Annotated in this window: 15 protein-coding genes and 1 riboswitch; of the genes, 14 read left to right on the top strand and 1 reads right to left on the bottom strand. The window is 37.5% G+C overall.

Annotated features, from left to right (window positions below):
- Window positions 1–44 precede the first annotated feature (44 nt).
- The 14 genes from WBM60_RS06010 (at window position 45) to WBM60_RS05945 (ending at window position 18,587) form a co-directional block, all read left to right on the top strand.
- Complete coding sequence (locus WBM60_RS06010) at window positions 45–1,337, top strand: O-acetylhomoserine aminocarboxypropyltransferase/cysteine synthase family protein (RefSeq protein ID WP_424260701.1); 1,293 nt, start codon at window positions 45–47, stop codon at window positions 1,335–1,337.
- An 87-nt stretch (window positions 1,338–1,424) separates the two neighbouring features.
- Window positions 1,425–4,829, top strand: a complete 3,405-nt coding sequence (gene thrA / locus WBM60_RS06005; RefSeq protein WP_424276182.1) for a bifunctional aspartate kinase/homoserine dehydrogenase I — start codon at window positions 1,425–1,427, stop codon at window positions 4,827–4,829.
- A 33-nt stretch (window positions 4,830–4,862) separates the two neighbouring features.
- Window positions 4,863–6,035 carry a trans-sulfuration enzyme family protein gene (locus WBM60_RS06000; RefSeq protein WP_424282856.1) on the top strand — a complete coding sequence of 391 codons (1,173 nt, stop codon included), beginning with the start codon at window positions 4,863–4,865 and terminating at the stop codon, window positions 6,033–6,035.
- A gap of 37 nt (window positions 6,036–6,072) precedes the next feature.
- On the top strand, window positions 6,073–6,486 hold the full coding sequence (locus tag WBM60_RS05995; protein ID WP_424261021.1) for an RrF2 family transcriptional regulator: 414 nt from the start codon (window positions 6,073–6,075) through the stop codon (window positions 6,484–6,486).
- 176 nt (window positions 6,487–6,662) lie between these two features.
- Entirely contained in the window at window positions 6,663–6,926 is a 264-nt protein-coding gene (locus WBM60_RS05990) for a DUF2061 domain-containing protein (protein ID WP_424276181.1), read from the top strand.
- Between the two features lie 27 nt (window positions 6,927–6,953).
- Entirely contained in the window at window positions 6,954–7,577 is a 624-nt protein-coding gene (locus WBM60_RS05985; protein WP_424276180.1) for a phosphoadenosine phosphosulfate reductase family protein, read from the top strand.
- Between the two features lie 111 nt (window positions 7,578–7,688).
- Window positions 7,689–9,779, top strand: a complete 2,091-nt coding sequence (locus WBM60_RS05980; RefSeq protein WP_424279638.1) for a nitrite reductase — start codon at window positions 7,689–7,691, stop codon at window positions 9,777–9,779.
- Window positions 9,772–10,536: a uroporphyrinogen-III C-methyltransferase gene (gene cobA, locus WBM60_RS05975; RefSeq protein ID WP_424259066.1), complete on the top strand. Its 765-nt coding sequence runs from the start codon at window positions 9,772–9,774 to the stop codon at window positions 10,534–10,536. The genes WBM60_RS05980 and cobA overlap by 8 nt, the downstream gene beginning before the upstream one ends.
- Complete coding sequence (locus tag WBM60_RS05970; RefSeq protein ID WP_424259067.1) at window positions 10,536–11,120, top strand: precorrin-2 dehydrogenase/sirohydrochlorin ferrochelatase family protein; 585 nt, start codon at window positions 10,536–10,538, stop codon at window positions 11,118–11,120. The genes cobA and WBM60_RS05970 overlap by 1 nt, the downstream gene beginning before the upstream one ends.
- 261 nt (window positions 11,121–11,381) lie before the next feature.
- Window positions 11,382–11,503: riboswitch (SAM riboswitch) on the top strand.
- A gap of 165 nt (window positions 11,504–11,668) precedes the next feature.
- Entirely contained in the window at window positions 11,669–12,688 is a 1,020-nt protein-coding gene (locus WBM60_RS05965; protein WP_424259068.1) for a homocysteine S-methyltransferase family protein, read from the top strand.
- A 3-nt stretch (window positions 12,689–12,691) separates the two neighbouring features.
- On the top strand, window positions 12,692–15,460 hold the full coding sequence (metH, locus tag WBM60_RS05960) for a methionine synthase (protein WP_424276178.1): 2,769 nt from the start codon (window positions 12,692–12,694) through the stop codon (window positions 15,458–15,460).
- Between the two features lie 104 nt (window positions 15,461–15,564).
- On the top strand, window positions 15,565–16,518 hold the full coding sequence (gene metF, locus WBM60_RS05955; RefSeq protein ID WP_424263850.1) for a methylenetetrahydrofolate reductase [NAD(P)H]: 954 nt from the start codon (window positions 15,565–15,567) through the stop codon (window positions 16,516–16,518).
- A gap of 165 nt (window positions 16,519–16,683) precedes the next feature.
- Window positions 16,684–17,784, top strand: a complete 1,101-nt coding sequence (locus tag WBM60_RS05950; protein ID WP_424276177.1) for an acyloxyacyl hydrolase — start codon at window positions 16,684–16,686, stop codon at window positions 17,782–17,784.
- A 29-nt stretch (window positions 17,785–17,813) separates the two neighbouring features.
- Window positions 17,814–18,587, top strand: a complete 774-nt coding sequence (locus WBM60_RS05945; protein ID WP_424263854.1) for a head GIN domain-containing protein — start codon at window positions 17,814–17,816, stop codon at window positions 18,585–18,587.
- A 5-nt stretch (window positions 18,588–18,592) separates the two neighbouring features.
- Here the strand turns inward: WBM60_RS05945 and gldA are convergent, their stop codons facing one another.
- Window positions 18,593–19,489 (bottom strand): gliding motility-associated ABC transporter ATP-binding subunit GldA, encoded by an 897-nt coding sequence (gldA, locus tag WBM60_RS05940; protein ID WP_424263856.1) that lies wholly within the window; start codon window positions 19,487–19,489, stop codon window positions 18,593–18,595.
- Window positions 19,490–19,723 lie beyond the last annotated feature (234 nt).

The following is a 19,723-nucleotide window of genomic DNA, read 5'->3' as shown; positions in this document are numbered from 1 at the left end:
TATTAAGAACCAGTATTCATTTTGGATACATAGAAACAAACATCATGAGTGAACACAAATTTTCTACCAATGCATTGCATGCAGGACATGACACAACTTTAACTAGCGGTACTCGGGCAGTGCCAATTTATCAAAGTACTGCCTATGTTTTTAACGATTCTGAACACGCGGCTAATTTATTTTCTTTAGCGGAGTTTGGCAATATTTACAGCCGGATTAATAATCCTACGAATGATATTTTAGAACAACGGCTTGCTGCACTGGAAGGAGGCATTGCCTCGGTGGTTACTTCATCGGGAACAGGAGCTATTAATACGGCTCTTTTAGTTCTGTTGAAGTCAGGAGATCATATTGTGGCTTCCAATAGCCTATATGGGGGGACTTATAATTTGCTGAGTGTTACCCTTCCCCGGCTCGGGATTACCACAACATTTGTTGACCCTTCAGATCCCTCAAATTTTGGGAAAGCCGTAAAGGAGAATACGCGTGCAATTTTCGTAGAGTCACTGGGGAACCCAAAGCTGGATGTTCTCGACTTAAAAGCTATTTCAGCAGCAGCAAAGGCTGCCAAAATTCCTTTTATTGTTGATAACACAGTGGCAACACCTGCCTTGTTAAATCCGATTGAGCATGGAGCGAATATTGTAATTCATTCTCTTACCAAATATATTAATGGTAATGGTACAGCACTTGGTGGTGCGGTAATAGATGCCGGAACCTTTGATTGGGCAAACGGGAAATTTCCTGAATTTACAGAACCTTCGGCAGGATATCATGGTTTAGTATATCACGATGCTTTAGGGCCCGCTGCATTTATTGCCAAGGTGCGGATAGAAGGCTTAAGGGATCACGGTGCTTGCCTGAGTCCATTTAATGCCTTTCAAATAATCCAAGGGCTTGAAACCCTTGAGATACGTATGAAAAAACATAGTGAAAATGCCCTTGAATTGGCCGAATGGCTGGAAGGTAGGGATGAAGTAACATGGGTAAATTACCCAGGCCTAAAAAGCAGTAAATATTTTGCTGAGGCAGAGGCATATTTGCCAAAAGGAAAAAGTGGATTAATAACATTTGGTGTTAAAGGGGGATTTGATTCAGCAAAGAAAATAGCCGACGGAACCCAAATCTTTTCCCTTTTGGCCAATATAGGAGATACTAAATCTTTAATAATTCACCCGGCTAGTACTACCCATCAACAATTAGATGATGCTGCACAGGAAGCAACGGGAGTCACTAAGGATTTAATACGTTTATCTGTAGGATTGGAAAATCTGGATGATCTTAAAGCCGATCTGAAACAGGCTTTTGCAACAATTGATAAATCTGTTCTGGCATAGTTATCAAAACAATACTGATATAAGCTGAGTCGATAATTTAGCTCTAATTAGAAGCACATCTGCTCAGCTTTAATTGACATCACTTGCATGAAAGACCTGAATACAACACTTAAAAAAATAGAAATCCCTCAGTATAAAACGTATAGCGGCGTTGTGCAAGATATGGAGTTATCCTATCAATTGTTTGGCAAAAAGTTGCACTCTGCACCCATTGTAGTAGTAAATCATGCCCTTACGGGAAATTCAAATGTTGCCGGGCAAGAAGGGTGGTGGGCTTCATTAATTGGAGATGGTAAATGTATTGACACAAACAAATATACCGTGCTGGCTTTCAACATCCCCGGTAACGGTTATGATGGATTTGTGGTTGACAATTATAAAGATTTTGTGGCTGGTGATATTGCCAGAATATTTCTTCAAGGATTGAAGGAGCTCAATATAGATCGTATTTATGCGCTTATTGGTGGTTCATTAGGAGGCGGAATTGCCTGGGAAATGGCAGCGCTAAATCCATTGCTAACGGAACATTTGATCCCTGTGGCTGCTGATTGGAAGTCAACGGATTGGCTCATTGCGAATTGTCAGATTCAGGAACAATTTCTTGTAAATTCCAGGCAGCCTGTCCACGATGCCAGAATGCATGCTATGTTGTGTTACAGAACTCCCCAGTCTTTTAAAGCAAGGTTTCAAAGAAGCACGAATGAAGAACTACAGGTTTTTAATGTGGAAAGCTGGCTAACGCATCATGGAAAAAAATTGAATGAAAGGTTTCAACTTTCAGCTTACAAATTAGCCAACCAATTATTAAAAACGATTGATATCACAAGAGAAGGAGAAGATGCATTTATCAATCTTCAAAACAGTAAAACCAATATTCATATTATAGGGGTAGATTCTGACCTTTTTTTTACAGCAAATGAGAATAAGGATACCTTTAAACAGCTGGCTCAGGCTAAAAGTAATGTAACTTATGGTGAAATTCAATCGTTGCATGGTCATGATGCATTTTTGATTGAATTTGAACAAATGCAGCAATTGCTCAAAGGAGTTTTTGATGCTAATGGAAAATCTGCGAAAATAAAAATTTTGAAGTTTGGCGGGAAGTCACTATCCAATGGAGAAGGCTTGGGAAGGGTATTGGAAATTATAACCAATAAAGTCAAAAATGGAGAAAATATTGCAGTGGTTTTATCAGCTCGTGAAAAGGCCACAGATCAATTGGAAGCTATATTAAATAAAGCCGCAAAGGGATTAGATTATCGGGAAGATTTTGAAAATTTTGAAAGATATCAGAAACATACTTTTAAAAATATAAATCTTTCGGAGGAATTTCAGGAATTGGTGAAATTATTTGAAGGAGTTACTTTGCTTGGAGATTATAGTGCTAAAATAAAAGACCAGGTTTTGGCTTATGGAGAGCTAATATCGGGTAAGTTGATCACAAAATTGCTTATTGGAGAAGGAATCAATGCAAAATTACTTGATAGTCGCCGACTCATAAAAACAGATGATTCTTATGGAGATGCCAAATTGCTGGAAGATGTATCCAGGGAAAATGTAATTCATGAATTTTCGAATTTAAAACCAGATGAGGTACCACTGATCACGGGTTTTATAGCTTCTACTGAGACAGATGAAACAACAACTCTAGGGCGTAATGGCAGTAATTATACGGCTTCTCTTATTGCAAACTTTTTGGACGCGGAAGAATTGGAAAATTATACTCATGTAGATGGTATTTTCACAGCAAACCCGGAATTTGTTTCTGAAGCACAAAGAATAGAGCAATTGTCATATAGTGAGGCGAATGAACTTGCAAATTTTGGAGCAACCATTTTACACGCAAAGACTATTATTCCCCTAATCGAAAAGAATATCCCACTTAGGGTACTCAATACTTTTAATAATGAAAATGAAGGGACACTTATCAGTGCTAAATCTAGCAAAGAAGGAATAAAATCATTATCTGTTATTGAAAATGAAGCTTTAATTAACCTCGAGGGGAGAGGCTTGTTAGGAAAAGTGGGAATTGATGCGCGTATTTTCAGGACCCTTAGCCAAAATAATATAAGCGTAAGTATCATCTCCCAGGGTTCTTCTGAGAGAGGAATTGGATTGGTAGTTAATTCGGAAAAGGCACATTTGGCAAAAAGGGCATTGGAAATGGAGTTTGAGAGCGATTTTCAATCACGTGATATTAATACTATAACCATAGTTAGCGAAGTTTCAGTCATCTCTATAGTGGGGCAGGATCTTAGCACTTTTCACAAACCTTATAATGCTCTGATCAAGAATCAAATAGTTCCTTTATTGTTTAATAACACTATTTCCGGAAAGAATGTAAGCTTGGTGGTTAAGAAATCAGACCTTCACAAAGCGCTAAACGTAATGCATGGGCAAATTTTTGGAATTAGCAAAAAAGTGAATCTGGCTATTTTTGGACATGGGAATGTAGGGGGCACTTTAGTAGATCAGATTTTAGCATCGAAGAAGGGAATTGAGGAAAGAAAAGGCATTAATCTCAATGTATTTGCCTTGGCCAATTCGAAAAAATTACTCTTAAACAAAGACGGTATTTCTAAAAAATGGGAAGAGGAAATTAATGAAAAGGGGATTCCTTATACTGTTGAACATATTTTTGATTATGCCAAAATACATCATCTTGAAAATTTAATTGCCATAGATAATACTGCAAGTCAGGATTTTGTGGCCAATTATTTTGATTTTATTGAAAATGGCTTTGATCTGGTATCCTCAAATAAAATAGCTAATACTCTGGGATTTGACTACTACAGATTGATAAGGGATGAGTTGGCAAAAAAACAAAAACAATACCTATATGAAACTAATGTAGGTGCAGGCTTACCATTAATAGATACTATAAAGCTTTTACATTTATCCGGCGAAAATATTACACGGATTAAAGGTGTTTTTTCAGGGTCTTTGAGTTATATTTTTAATACTTTTTCTGAAAAAGACACTTCTTTTTCCAAGATTTTAAAAAGCGCCATTTCAAATGGATATACAGAGCCCGATCCAAGAGAGGATTTATCTGGTAACGATGTGGGTAGAAAATTGCTCATATTAGCTCGAGAATTGGAACTTGAAAATGAATTTGATGATATTTCAATCCAAAATCTTATACCAGTATCTCTCCGAAATGGAAGTGTTAAGGAATTCTTGAATGAACTTGAAGTCCTTGATGATTATTTTAGTAAAATCAAGGACAACCAGGAGCCGAATCATGTACTCCGTTATGTTGGCGATTTGTATGGCGATTTACAGAAAGAGAAAGGAAAACTGGAAGTAAAACTGGTTTCAGTACCTAAGGAGAGTGCCTTGGGACAGGTTAAAGGCTCGGACTCCATTATTGAGATTTATACCGAGTCATATGGTGAACATCCATTGGTAATTCAGGGTGCAGGAGCTGGCGCAGCCGTAACTGCTCGAGGAGTTTTTGGGGATATTTTACGTATTGCAGAAAAAATTTGATAATGTTTTGAATAATCCTGCTTATAGAAATAGATGAAGAAAAAAAAGTTTGAAACTGAAGCGATACGGACCCAAATAGAACGTTCAAAATTTTTGGAACATTCAAATCCAATATACCTTACATCCAGTTTTGTTTTTGAGGATAGTGAGGATATGAGGGCTTCCTTTGCTGAAGAAAAAGAGCGAAATATCTATTCGAGATATTCTAACCCTAATTCATCAGAGTTTATAGAAAAAGTATGTAAGATGGAAGGCGCAGAGGATGGATTTGCATTCTCCTCTGGGATGTCGGCTGTTTTTTCAACCTTTGCCGCTTTGTTGGACAGTGGCGATCATATTATTTCGGCACGAAGTATTTTTGGTTCAACTCATAGCCTTTTCACTCAGGTTTTTCCAAAATGGAATATTGGCCACAGCTATTTTAAAATTGGGGAATTAGAAAATTTGGAAAAACTAATTACACCAAAAACCAAAATACTCTTTGCGGAATCCCCAACAAATCCAGGTGTTGATATTCTCGACCTTGAAGCACTTGGCAGGTTTGCAAAAAAGCATAAACTTATCATGATTGTTGATAATTGCTTTGCCTCTCCATATTTACAACAGCCCATAAAATTTGGGGCAGATCTGGTAATTCATTCGGGCACAAAACTCATGGATGGACAGGGTAGGGTATTGGCTGGTATTACGATTGGTAAAAGAGATCTAATAGATCAGATTTACCGGTATTCAAGAATAACAGGCCCCGCATTATCTCCCTTTAATGCATGGGTTCTGTCTAAAAGTCTTGAAACTTTGGGGGTGAGAGTAGACAGGCATTGTGAAAATGCACTAAAGGTTGCCGAATTTTTGGAAGGCAATAAAAGTGTTAATTGGGTTAAATATCCGTTTTTAAAATCCCACCCTCAATTCAAGCTTGCCAAAAAACAGATGAAGGCTGGAGGATGTGTGGTCGCATTCGAGTTAAAAGGAGGAATTGATGCAGGAAAGAAATTTTTTGATTCTATTGGCCTATTATCTCTATCAGCCAATTTGGGAGATACTCGAAGCATAGTTACGCATCCCGCATCTACCACACACAGTAAGTTATCTGCGGAAGAAAGATTGGAATGTGGAATAACTGATGGTATGGTGCGAGTCTCTGTTGGCCTGGAACACGTTGATGATATAATTAGCGATATAGAACAAGCGCTGGATAAGATATGAGAAATAGGAATATTCCTATTTTAACTATCTTCGCATCATGCTTTCTAAAAAGACAAAATACGGATTAAAGGCCCTTACTTATTTGGCATTACAAAGTAAAAGAGAGCCAGTTCAGATTTCCGAAATTGCGGAACATGAGAACATTTCTCAAAAATTTTTAGAAAGTATTTTGCTGACTCTGCGTAACACAGGCTTTTTAGGATCAAAAAAAGGAAAAGGAGGCGGTTATTATTTGCTAAAGGACCCCATTGAAATTCATATGACGACCGTTATTCGTGTGTTGGAAGGACCAATTGCTATGGTCCCTTGTGTAAGCCTTAACTTTTATGAAAAGTGCGACGACTGCCCGGATGAAAATAAATGCGCTGTCCACAAATTAATGCTTCAGGTACGTGACAGTGTTCTGGAAGTATATAGAAATAATACCCTCGCTGATCTTATATCGGAATAAAAATTTTTTAAAATCTTTGGTATACCAATGAATCATTCGCAATAATTGGCTGGTTTTATAATAAATCTACTAAAACTATAGACTTAAAGTAATATTTGAAGATAATTAACATATAACTTAGAATTATTATTCTATTTTTGATTACTCTATTAAATCGATAGGATAAAAATAATTAAATGATTGCAGACCAATTTTTGATTAAAAATGAAGCGGCCAGCAGCAGTTATAAAACAGATAGCGCTTCGGAACAACCAAAACGAAGCATTGCCAAGTCTATGAGCTGGAGGGCTATCGGAACATTAGATACCTTAATAATATCATGGATTATTACGGGCACACTTTCTTTAGTATTTTCTATTGGATTAGTAGAATTGGTAACAAAGCAAGATGGTCTTGTATTTTTTTACATGAACGCTTGTGGAACACTATTAAATGGGTGAAGTAATTTTAACTTTAAAATATAAGATATGAGTTTGTCTACGCAGGATATAGAGCATTTAAATAATCACTTTAGAGGAATACCTCCTGAAGAGATAATTTCTTGGGCGATTCTTTATGGTTCCAAATCTGTGGTTACTACCAACTTCAGACCATATGAAGTAGCCATATTAAATGCGGTTACTGAGGTTAAGTCGGATATTCCTGTTATATGGTGCGATACTGGCTATAATACACCCAACACATATAAACATGCAGAAGAATTGATCTCTGGTTTGAATTTAAATATTAAATTGTTTGTTCCCAGGCAGACCACTGCCCATAGAGATGCGGTAATGGGGATACCGGATATTGATGACCCGAGGCATAAAGAATTTACAGAACAGGTAAAACTGGAGCCTTTCCGAAGAGCAATGGCTGAACACAAACCAGATGTGTGGTTTACGAACCTTAGAAAAGGCCAGACAGCTTTAAGAGATACATTAAATATTTTAAGCTTAAGTAAGGGAGGAGTCCTTAAGGTAAGTCCGTTTTACCATTGGAATGACACACGCCTGGACGCCTATTTAAATGAACGAGGGCTGCCAAACGAACACAACTACTTTGATCCGACAAAAGTTTTAGAAAACAGGGAGTGCGGTTTACACACCTAGGATACTAAAAAAAAGCTTACTACCGGTCTACAGAGTAATTGGAACATATTATTAAGACCATTTGTTTTAATATAACCTATATAATATATAGGATTAATTGGTAATAATATTATGCAAAGTTTTAGAACCGAAATAGAAAATCCCATTGTAGAGAAGGACATCATTGAACTCGAGAAAAAAATAAGGGAGTTCAAAGGAGGTTCTATTGATGAGGAAAAATTCCGAAGTTTGCGCCTGGCCCGTGGTGTATATGGACAAAGACAAGCGGGAGTTCAGATGATACGTATCAAATTACCTTATGGCAAGGTAAGCTCCAGGCAATTACGCAGGATTTCAGATGTTGCAGATGAGTATTCTACGGGAAGACTGCACATTACAACCCGGCAGGACATTCAAATTCATTATGTAGACCTGGATCGCACCCCGGAACTTTGGGCACAACTGGAGAAGGATTCCGTAACACTTAGAGAAGCATGTGGTAATACTGTCCGGAATGTTACGGCTAGTGAAACAGCCGGAATTGACAGGGATGAACCATTTGACGTTTCACCCTATGCTCAGGCCGTTTTCGAATATTTTTTAAGAAATCCAATAGGTCAGGAAATGGGCCGTAAATTTAAAGTTTCCTTTTCTTCCAGTGATGCAGATACGGGACTTTCGTACATGCACGACCTTGGTTTTATTGCTAAAATACGTGATGGTGTTAAGGGTTTTAAAGTAATGATAGGAGGTGGCCTGGGTTCGCAACCTCGTCATGCTGATGAGTTGTTTAGCTTTCTTCCTGCCAATGAAATAATTCCCATAATGGAAACTGTAGTTCGAGTTTTTGACAGATATGGTGAAAGAAAGAGCAGAGCTAAAGCAAGATTAAAGTTTCTTTTAAAAGATTTGGGCCTTGAAGCCTTTAAAGAATTATTAATTGCAGAAAAGAAGGCAGTCCCTTTTAAAAAGTACCCTATTAATAGCAGTACTTATCCCAAAGTGGTTATTTCAAATGAGCGGGCTCAGGATGTAATTATTGAAGATATTGAAGCTTTTGAACAATGGAAAACAACCAATCTGGTTTTACAAAAACAATCCGGATATGTAGCTGTTGGGATAAAGGTAATGTTAGGAGATTTTTATACAGAAAAAGCCAGATTGCTGGCCGATTTGGTTGAGAAGTATGCGGCAGGAGAAATTCGCTTAACATTAAGACAGAATATATTAATCCCTCATGTAAGGGAATCCCTGATTCCATTTTTCTATACCCAGCTTAAGAAAATGGGATTTGCAGATGCCGGCTATAATAAGGCATTAGACATTACAGCTTGTCCGGGTACCGATACCTGTAACCTTGGTATTGCAAGCAGTACGGGAATAGCTTCGGAATTAGAACGCGTTATCAAGGAAGAATACCCCCAATATGTAAATAATGCAGATGTTGTGATAAAAATTAGTGGCTGTATGAATGCATGTGGTCAGCATTCAATGGCCAATATCGGTTTTCAGGGGATGTCTATACGCACTAAGGAGAAGCTGGTGGCACCGGCTTTGCAGGTGTTACTTGGGGGAGGTAATTTAGGAAATGGCCGGGGTTTATTTGCGGACAAGGTTATTAAGATTCCCAGTAAACGAGGGCCCGAAGCACTCAGGCAAATACTCAATGATTTTGAGGTCAATGGCAAAGGAGCCTCCTATGAATCTTATTATGCGGAAAAAGGGGAATATTATTTTTATGAACTTCTTAAGCCACTTGCAGATATAGAGAATTTATCTCCAGAGGACTATCTGGACTGGGGAAGCAATAAACGGTATCAAAAAGCAATAGGAATTGGAGAGTGTGCAGGAGTGGTTATAGATTTGATCGCCACATTATTGTTCGAAAGCGATGAAAAGATAAAAAATTCGAAAGAAGCAATTAGCGAACAGAAATGGGCCGCAAGTATTTATTATTCTTATTCTTCTATGGTAAATACGGCCAAAGCACTTTTAACCGCTGAAAAAACCAAGACAAATACCCATAACAGTATAATAAAGGATTTTAACATACATTTTATCGAAAATGATAGAATAGCACTGAATTCCTCATTCGAAGATTTGGTATTGCAACTAAATAAAAATGAACCAAGTGAGGCCTTCGCTAAAAGTTATCTGACCGATGCTAAGGATTTTTTGAATAAAGTAGAATCCTACAGAAAACTTGAACTGACACATGTATAAAAGAGCCAGGTTAACAGTCGTAGGTGCAGGTCCGGGAGATTTGGAACTCATAACTTTAAAGGCAATTAAAGCATTGCAGGACGCTGACGTGGTTCTATATGATGCACTTGTAGATAGCTCCTTATTAGAATATGCCTTCAAAGCAGAGCGCATTTTTGTAGGTAAGCGAAAAGGTTGTTATGCCTTTCAGCAAGATCAGATTAATGAATTAATAGTGCAAAGAGCACAAAGCCGGGGACATGTTGTCCGGTTAAAAGGCGGTGATCCTTTTGTTTTTGGACGTGGGGCAGAGGAAATAACTTATGCAGCTAAATATGGTCTGGAAGTAGCTATAGTACCCGGGATATCTTCGTGCATTGCAGTTCCCGCAATTCAGAATATCCCTGTTACAAAGCGTGGCTCTGCAGAGAGTTTCTGGGTGATTACAGGAACTACCAAAGAGCATAAACTCTCGGCAGATATTTACCTCGCTGCTAAATCAAATGCAACAGTGGTCATATTAATGGGCATGGCAAAACTCTCAGCTATTGTAGAATTATTTATTAAAGAGAACAAATCAGATACTCCCGTGGCAATTATTCAAAATGGAACAAAAGAAGAAGAGCAGATTGGCATTGGAACAATTAGCACTATAGTAAGCATAGTCCAAAAACAGAAATTAACCAACCCGGCGATTATAGTCATAGGCGAAGTAGTAAAACAAAGAACCCAAATAATTCAGATAAGCCGCCAACATCAACTTCAAATCACAAAATAATGGAAAGGAATAATTTATATCCCATTTTTTTGAAGACAGGATCTCTCCATATTTTGATAGTAGGAGGAGGTAATGTGGCGGAAGAAAAACTGTCCTTTTTAACTAAGTCCAGTCCGGATGCTAAAATCACTATGGTATCCCCTATGTTTCGAGAAAACACTTTAAAGTTAGCTGCAAATTATAATGTGGAACTTATCAGAACCACTTACAATACTGAATTTCTTAATGGGAAGCATTTGGTTATTGCTACCACAGATAAACCTGATATTAACATACAGGTTTATAATGATTGCAGAAGTATGGATAAACTGGTAAACGTTGCGGACAATCCTCCTTACTGTGATTTTTATATGGGTGGGATTGTTACCAAGGGGAATGTTAAGATAGCTATATCTACTAACGGTAAATCTCCCACAACCGCAAAGAGGTTGAGACAATTTTTTGAAGAGGTTATACCGGAAGATATTAGCAGGATGGTTCAGAATCTAAATATATATCGAAAAACAATTAAAGGAAATTTTGAACAGAAGGTTAATAAAATGAATGAAGTAACAGAGACTTTGGTTTCAAATATTGAAGAATAACTCTGTTTCCATTTTGATTTGCGGGCAGTCTTTGTCAGGCCTAATAAGAGGTGCTGATGTACAGCAAATAGTAACAAATAAGTATTTAATAGTAGTCTGATGGTGAAGTTCAGTAATGACCATATTTATTCCTTGAAAAAGAAAAAGAAAGATCTAAATAGACTTATGGATAAATATGAATTCAAGCGAAAAAAAGTACATTTTCCTTGTTTTTAAATGACACGTGGCGTTTCTTTGTACCAGTTCATTACAACATTGACATTGTTATCAAGAAAGGTGGAGGGACTAGACCCGTTGAAACCTTAGCAACCCTTTAACTATAAAGAAGGTGCTACATTCTACCACTATGTTCCTTGTTTACGGAAACTAAGGCTAGATAACACAAAGTAAAGGCTATATGTCTTTACTTTTTTCTTGATAATTTTAATAGAATGGTCCGATAATCATATTTATGATGTAGATGTTGATTATACCTTTTCTAAATGTTAATGGTTAGGAGTGGGAAACATGCTAATTGAAGCGATGCAATTCCTAAAAAAGGGATACATATGATGAAGATACAGGATATACTAAAGGAACGGATTTTGATACTTGATGGTGCCATGGGTACCATGCTTCAGCGGTATAAATTTACAGAGGAAGACTTTAGGGGAGACCGTTTTAAAGACTGGCCTTTTCCTCTGCAGGGCAATAACGACCTATTGACGCTAACCCAGCCAGAAGCTATCGCCGAAGTTCATAGAAAATATTTTGAAGCAGGTGCAGATATTGTAGAAACTAATACATTCTCTGGCACTTCTATTGCCATGGCTGATTATCATATGGAAGATTTGGTTTATGAACTTAATTATGAGTCCGCCAAAATAGCCAAGGAGGTCGCCGTAGCCTTTTCCAAAAAGGAGCCAGATAAACCGAGGTTTGTAGCTGGAAGTATGGGTCCAACCAATAAAACAGCAAGTATGTCTCCTGATGTAAATGATCCTGGTTTTAGGGCAGTTTCATTTGAGACATTGCGATTAGCATACAAAGAGCAGGTAGAGGCCCTGCTTGATGGAGGAGTAGATATCCTGATGGTAGAAACAATTTTTGATACACTTAATGCAAAAGCCGCACTTTTTGCCATTGAAGAGGTAAAACAGGCACGTAATATTCAAACGCCGGTCATGGTTAGCGGCACAATTACAGATGCCTCGGGGCGAACTTTATCCGGGCAGACCGCAGAAGCATTTTTAATATCTATAGATCATATCCCCTTATTGTCTGTTGGATTTAATTGCGCTCTGGGAGCAAAGCAATTAGTACCCCATTTAGACGCTATTGCGTTTCGCACAGAAGCTGCTATTTCAGCACATCCTAACGCAGGTTTACCTAATGCTTTTGGAACTTATGATCAAACGCCTGATCAGATGGCTGAAGAAATCAAGGAATACCTTGATAAAGGCCTGGTGAATATAATTGGAGGATGCTGTGGATCTACCCCCGCACATATTACAGCAATTGCTGAATTGGCTAAGGATTATAAACCCAGAAAATTTATTTTTTCTGATACAGAAGGCGTTCAATTTTAAAAAATGAGTAAGACAACTGACATAAAATTGAATTTAGACAATGAACTGGAGGCCGGGATCGGTTCCAGTTCAAAACCAAGATTTCTTAAGTTAGCCGGTCTGGAACCACTGGTTATTACTTCGGAAAGCAATTTTATAAATATAGGGGAAAGAACAAATGTTGCCGGTTCAAGAAGGTTTCTACGATTAATTAAAGAAGAAAAATATGAGGAAGCCCTGGACATAGCCAGACACCAGGTGGAAGGTGGAGCCCAGATTATTGATATAAATATGGACGATGGCCTGATAGATGGAAAACAGGCCATGGTCAAATTTTTGAATTTGGTAATGGCCGAGCCAGATATTGCGCGTGTTCCTATAATGATAGATAGCTCCAAATGGGAGATTATTGAGGCCGGTTTACAACTTGTTCAGGGAAAATGTATTGTCAACTCTATTAGTTTAAAGGAAGGAGAAGAAGAATTTATACGTCAGGCAAAATTAATACGTCTTTATGGGGCCGCAGTAATTATCATGGCGTTTGACGAAAAAGGGCAGGCGGATAATTTTGAGAGACGGATTGAAATAGCCAAACGATCATATGATATATTGGTAAATAGGGTAAATTTCCCACCGGAAGATATCATTTTTGATCTTAATATTTTTCCTGTTGCAACCGGAATGGAGGAGCACAAACAGAATTCTGTAGATTTTATTGAAGCTACTGCCTGGGTTCGGGAAAACCTCCCATATTGCAATGTTAGCGGTGGGGTTAGTAATGTCTCTTTCTCATTTAGAGGCAATACACCAGTTCGTGAGGCTATGCATTCGGTTTTCTTGTACCATGCTATTCAGGCCGGTATGAATATGGGAATTGTTAACCCTGCCATACTTGAAGTCTATGACGATATTCCAAAAGATTTACTGGATAGAGTAGAAGATGTCATTTTAAACAGAAGGGATGACGCCACGGAACGCCTGCTCGATTTTGCAGAAACTGTGGTTGGTAAAGCAAAAGATAGCAAAGCGGATGATTCATGGCGAAAAGATCCGCTTCAGGAAAGAATTACCCGGGCTTTGGTCAAAGGAATAGACCAATATATTGTAGCAGATATAGAAGAGGCAAGATTGGCCGTCGCTAAACCTATTGAGGTAATTGAAGGTCATTTAATGAAAGGGATGAATGTGGTTGGGGATCTCTTTGGAAGTGGAAAAATGTTCCTGCCACAGGTAGTTAAGTCTGCAAGGGTAATGAAAAAAGCAGTTGCCTATTTATTGCCTTATATTGAAGAGGATAAAGACAATGTATCACAGTCTGCAGGTAAAATCTTAATGGCTACGGTTAAGGGTGATGTACATGATATAGGTAAGAATATTGTAAGTGTGGTACTGGCTTGTAATAATTATGAAATTATTGATTTGGGCGTAATGGTTCCACCTGAAAAAATAATTCAAAAAGCTAAAGAAGAACAGGTAGATGTAATAGGGTTAAGTGGCCTTATTACCCCTTCTCTGGATGAAATGGTTCATCTGGCTCGCGAAATGGAACGCCAGGAGTTTAACATACCCTTATTAATAGGTGGGGCAACAACCAGTAAGGCACATACTGCAGTAAAGATTGACCCACATTACAGTGCCTCTGTAGTTCACGTAAATGATGCCTCTAGGGCCGTAACAGTGCTTGGCAACCTCTTACAAAAAGATTCTGCAGATGAGTATAAGGCATTGGTTAAAACTGACTATTCTTCCTTTAGGGAGAAATTTCTAAGTCGCGGGAAACAAAAGGAATACCTAAGTCTGGAAGAAGCAAGAAGGAATAAGTTTCATATAGACTGGGATTCCTCTGATATTATAAAACCCAATAATTTAGGGATAGAGGTAATTAAGGATATAGACCTTCAACTTTTAGAAGAATTTATAGATTGGACCCCATTTTTCCGAACTTGGGACTTGCATGGAAAATACCCCGCAATATTAAGCGATAAAATTGTAGGTGACCAGGCTACTGAATTATATGAAGATGCCCGGTCAATGCTGAAAAAGATCTTCGAGGAAAAATTATTGACCGCAAAAGCGGTTTTCGGACTTTTTTGCGCTAATACCATTAATGATGATGATATTGAAGTAATTGCTCATCCTTTAAATACCCAAACTGCTGGCAAAAAAGAGGAAAACAGGCTTTTTGTTTTTAGGACTCTGCGCCAGCAATCCAAAAAAAGACAAGGTATCCCGAATATAGCCCTGGCAGATTTCATTGCGCCCAAGGAATCAGGATTACAGGATTATATGGGCTGTTTTTGCGTTTCAGCTGGTTTTGGCACCAAGGAACTTGCTGAAGAATATGAGAAAAATCTTGATGATTACAATGCTATTATGATCAAAGCATTGGCCGACAGACTGGCCGAGGCCTTTGCTGAGTATTTACATAAAGAAGTAAGAACAAAATATTGGGGATATTCAGCCAAAGAACAACTCTCCAATGAAAATTTAATAAAAGAGGAGTACAAGGGAATAAGGCCGGCACCCGGCTACCCGGCCTGTCCCGATCATACCGAAAAATTGACCATCTGGGAAATACTGGATGTGGATAAGGAGATTGGAGTTATATTGACAGATAACCTGGCGATGTTCCCTGCGGCCAGTGTAAGTGGATATTATTTTGCACACCAGGATGCTCGATATTTTGGATTGGGTAAGATAACAGAAGACCAGCTTGTAGATTATGCAGGGAGGAAAGAAATTAAGTTGGATAAAGCCAGGAAATGGCTTGCACCAAATATAGCAGATGAATAAGTGAAATATCCTGTTGGATGTAAGCTAAATCAACAGGTTTCCGGAATTACAAAATATATATTCAAAAATAATTGAATTAAAATATTGAAAAGTTGTAAGCATAAATGAAAGTTACCGAACATATAGAAAGAGCTAAGGGTAATACGCTATTCTCTTTTGAAATTATTCCTCCGGTTAAGGGTAGAAACATACAGGAGCTATACGATAATATAGATCCTTTAATGGACTTCAACCCACCCTTTATAGATGTAACTACTTCCAGGGAAGAGTATATTTATATAGATAAAAATGGCCTTTTAGATAAAAAACTTACGCGGATGAGGCCGGGTACAGTGGGGATTTGTGCTTCAATAAAGCACAAATATGATGTAGATACCATTCCACATGTACTCTGTGGTGGATTTACAAAAGAAGAAACGGAATATTTATTGGTAGACTGTCACTATTTGGGGATAGATAACATCATGGCTCTTAGGGGAGATGCGATGAAAGAAGAAAAGTATTTTGAACCTTCAAAGGGGGGGCACGTATATGCATCAGAACTCGTAGAACAAATACATAACCTAAACTGTGGACAGTATTTACATGAGGTTGTGGAAACCGATTATTGTGCAGATTTTTGTATTGGTATAGCCGGTTATCCCGAAAAACACATGGAAGCTCCTTCTTTACTAACAGATTTAAAATGGCTAAAGAAAAAAGTGGAACTTGGAGCCCATTACGTCGTAACTCAAATGTTTTTTGATAATAAAAAGTTTTTTGATTTTGTCAAAGCCGCTAGAGATATCGGTATTACCGTACCGATAATTCCCGGAATAAAGCCTATTGCAGTCAAAAGGCATTTGCAATTGTTACCTCAGGTATTTAGAATTGATCTCCCACAGGATTTGATTGATGCAGTAGAAACTTGTAAGAATAATAAGGAAGTAAGACAAATTGGGATTGAATGGGCAATTGAGCAATCTAAAGAATTAAAAGCGGCAGGAGTTCCGGTGTTACATTATTATTCCATGGGTAAGTCGGATAATATTAAAGCCATTGCCCAAGCAGTGTTTTAATTGAATATTGACTCAATATAGTTTACTTTAAAAGCAACGTAACTGTACCGAGATAACGCAAGAATAGATATTAATATTTGTAATAGGCGCCTTTCTTCAATTCCCTAAAGATAACCCTTTAACTTCAGAATTAATTACTCGTTTTATTTGCTATTTTTACACCCAATGGACAGCAGATTTTTTTACGCATGCCTACTTTCCTGTGTGTGGTGTTTTTCCCAAAAAGAAGAAACACCTAAAAGGTTTACAATAGATGTCAATCCCTTTTATGGTTCTGTCCTCCTGCACAACCCGGATATTTCTCATTTAATAAATGCACATCCTGCAGGAGTTATTCTTGGGTTTAATAAGAAAAATTTTGGATCTAAGGAATGGCATCAGGAATATAACTATCCTGATACCGGAATTTCCTTTATTTATCAGGATATGAGGGATGAAACCTTAGGTAAAAATTATAGTTTGTACGCACATTATAATTTTTATTTCTTTAAGCGAAACATGCAATTCAGAATTGGTCAGGGCTTAGCTTATAACACTAATCCATACGATAAGAATGAAAATTTCAGGGGTAATGCTTATGGTTCACATATCATGAGTGCTACATATATAATGCTTAATTATCATAAGGAACAAATATTTAAAGGATTGGGCTTTAAAGCAGGAATATCTCTTATTCATTATTCCAATGCAAATGTAAAAGCGCCTAATACTTCTACGAATACGTTTGCTTTTAATGCAGGACTTATATATGATTTAGATGGAAATGAGGAAATAGTTTATATAAAAAACCTCGAAAAAACGAAGGTCACACAACCCATTATGGCTAATCTGGTTTTTAGATCAGGAATCAATGAGAGTGATGTACTTAACTCAGGCCAGTTTCCATTTTATATTTTCTCGGCTTATGCGGATAAACGCTTATCCCGGAAAAGTGGAATACAGCTGGGAGCGGATGTGTTTTTTTCAAATTTTTTAAAAGAATTGATTCGTTACCAATCCATTGCTTTTCCTGAGTTGGATGTTGACCCTGATACAGATTATAAGCGAGTGGGGATGTTCCTGGGATATGAACTCTATATTTCTAAATTAAGTGCAATCGCTCAGCTGGGTTATTATGTTTATTATCCTTTTGATTTTGAAGGTAAAGTGTATAACAGAATTGGTTTAAAATATTATTTTGGAAAAAAATTATTTGGAGCAGTTACTTTAAAATCCCATGGTGCTGCAGCCGAAGCGGTAGAATTTGGACTTGGAATACGTTTATAGAAGTTACAGGCAATAAATTTGTATAAGGCATGAAGTATTTAAAAAGTATATATATGAAAGTGATGATGGCCATTGGATTAATTTTTTTGATGAGTTGCAATGGAGATAGTGTGCCAGACTGCTTCCAAAACGCAGGGGACATAATACGTGATGCAATTCCGGTAGAAAACTTTACAAAAATAACCGTTAATGAAAATACCAAATTGGTCCTTAAAGAGGGAAGCACCATATCAGTAGAAGTTGAAACCGGGGAATTTTTGCGTAACCAGGTAAATGCTGAAGTTAAGGACGGGAGGCTTTTACTTACCGACACTAATAATTGTAATTTTTTCAGGCCATACGGCCTTACTACTTTTTATGTAACAGCGCCAAATATTACAGAAATCAGAAGTAATACAGGCTTTTCTACAGTTAGTGATGGGGTGTTGGCTTATCCTCAGATTACTCTTATTTCTGAGAGCTTTAATGACCCTGAAAACCTGACGACAGATGGTGCGTTTAACCTGGAATTGGCATCACAGAGAGTAAATGTGGTGGTTAACGGTATCGCATATTTTAAATTACGCGGTAGTTCTGAAAATTTTAGTGTGGTTATAGCAGCAGGGGATTCCAGAGTTGAAGCGACATCACTGCTAGTTCCAAATGTTACCATTAATCATAGGGGAAGCAATGATATACTAATTAATCCACAGGAGTCATTAAGAGGCACAATTCGGGGAACCGGGGATGTTCGGAGTTATAATCGTCCGGATATTGTAGAAGTGCAGGAACTCTATAAAGGGAGGTTAATTTTTGATGACTAACTGATTCAGTTGCCGGTTAATTCGGTAAACAAACCTTCCAGATTTTTATTCTTTCGACTGAGTTGTAGCGTTTTTAGTTTATTGTCATGGGCAAAATCAAAAACTACCGACCGCATATCTTTAGAAGTGTCAAAGGTAATTTCGTATATAAATCCGCCGGTATTAACCACGCTGGTAACGTACGGTAGTCTTTTCAGGAATGCCTCTTCCACACGATAATCAAATTCAACTTCGATTATCTGTTCATTCTCCTCCCTTAGATCGGCAAGTTTTTTATCTGCCACTAAAATTCCTTCGTTAATAATAAGTACCCTGTCACAAACAGCTTCTACTTCCTTCATAATATGAGTTGATAGCAGGATGGTCTTTTCTTTGCTTATCTGCTTAATAAGTTTTCTAATTTCAATAAGTTGATTAGGATCTAAGCCTGTCGTGGGTTCATCCAAAATAAGTACTTCCGGATCATGAAGAAGAGCAGAGGCAAGGCCTACTCGCTGTTGATATCCTTTGGATAATGCGCCAATTTTTTTGTGGGCTTCCGGGCTCAAACCGGTTTGTTCTATTACTGTGTTTATTCTTTTTTTGGATATTTTATAAACCTCGGCATTAAAAGCAAGATATTCCTTTACATACATATCCTTATAGAGCGGGTTATGTTCGGGTAAATAACCTATACATTTTTGTACCTCTCTCGGCTTCAGGAGAACGTCATATTGATTTACAAAAGCTTCGCCTTTGTCGGCTTTACTGTAAGTGGTCAGAATCTTCATCATGGTAGATTTCCCTGCTCCGTTTGGACCTAAGAATCCTACAATCTCCCCTTTTTTTATCTCAAAAGACACATTATTTAGTGCTTTTTGTGAACCAAAACTCTTGGAGATATTTATGACCTTTAAAGACATGTGCTAAATTTTTGGTAAAAATAAACATTGCAGGTTTAAGCTGGAATTTCGTTTACATAATTTTGATTAATCAATTAAAAAATTCTAGAATGCGGAGCATGCCTTTACTTAAAGTAATGATAAATTCTCAAAAAAAAATTACATTCAAATAATTATCCGCAAGGAAATCCAAGATACTGTGAATATTCAAAAAAATATATTTATAAACATCTATTTTTAAATTTAATATTTACC

The organism is Eudoraea sp. (genome assembly GCF_049669105.1).
Taxonomy (GTDB): domain Bacteria; phylum Bacteroidota; class Bacteroidia; order Flavobacteriales; family Flavobacteriaceae; genus Eudoraea.
Note: the sequence above shows the minus strand (reverse complement) of the source record. Positions and strands in the feature narration are given on the sequence as shown.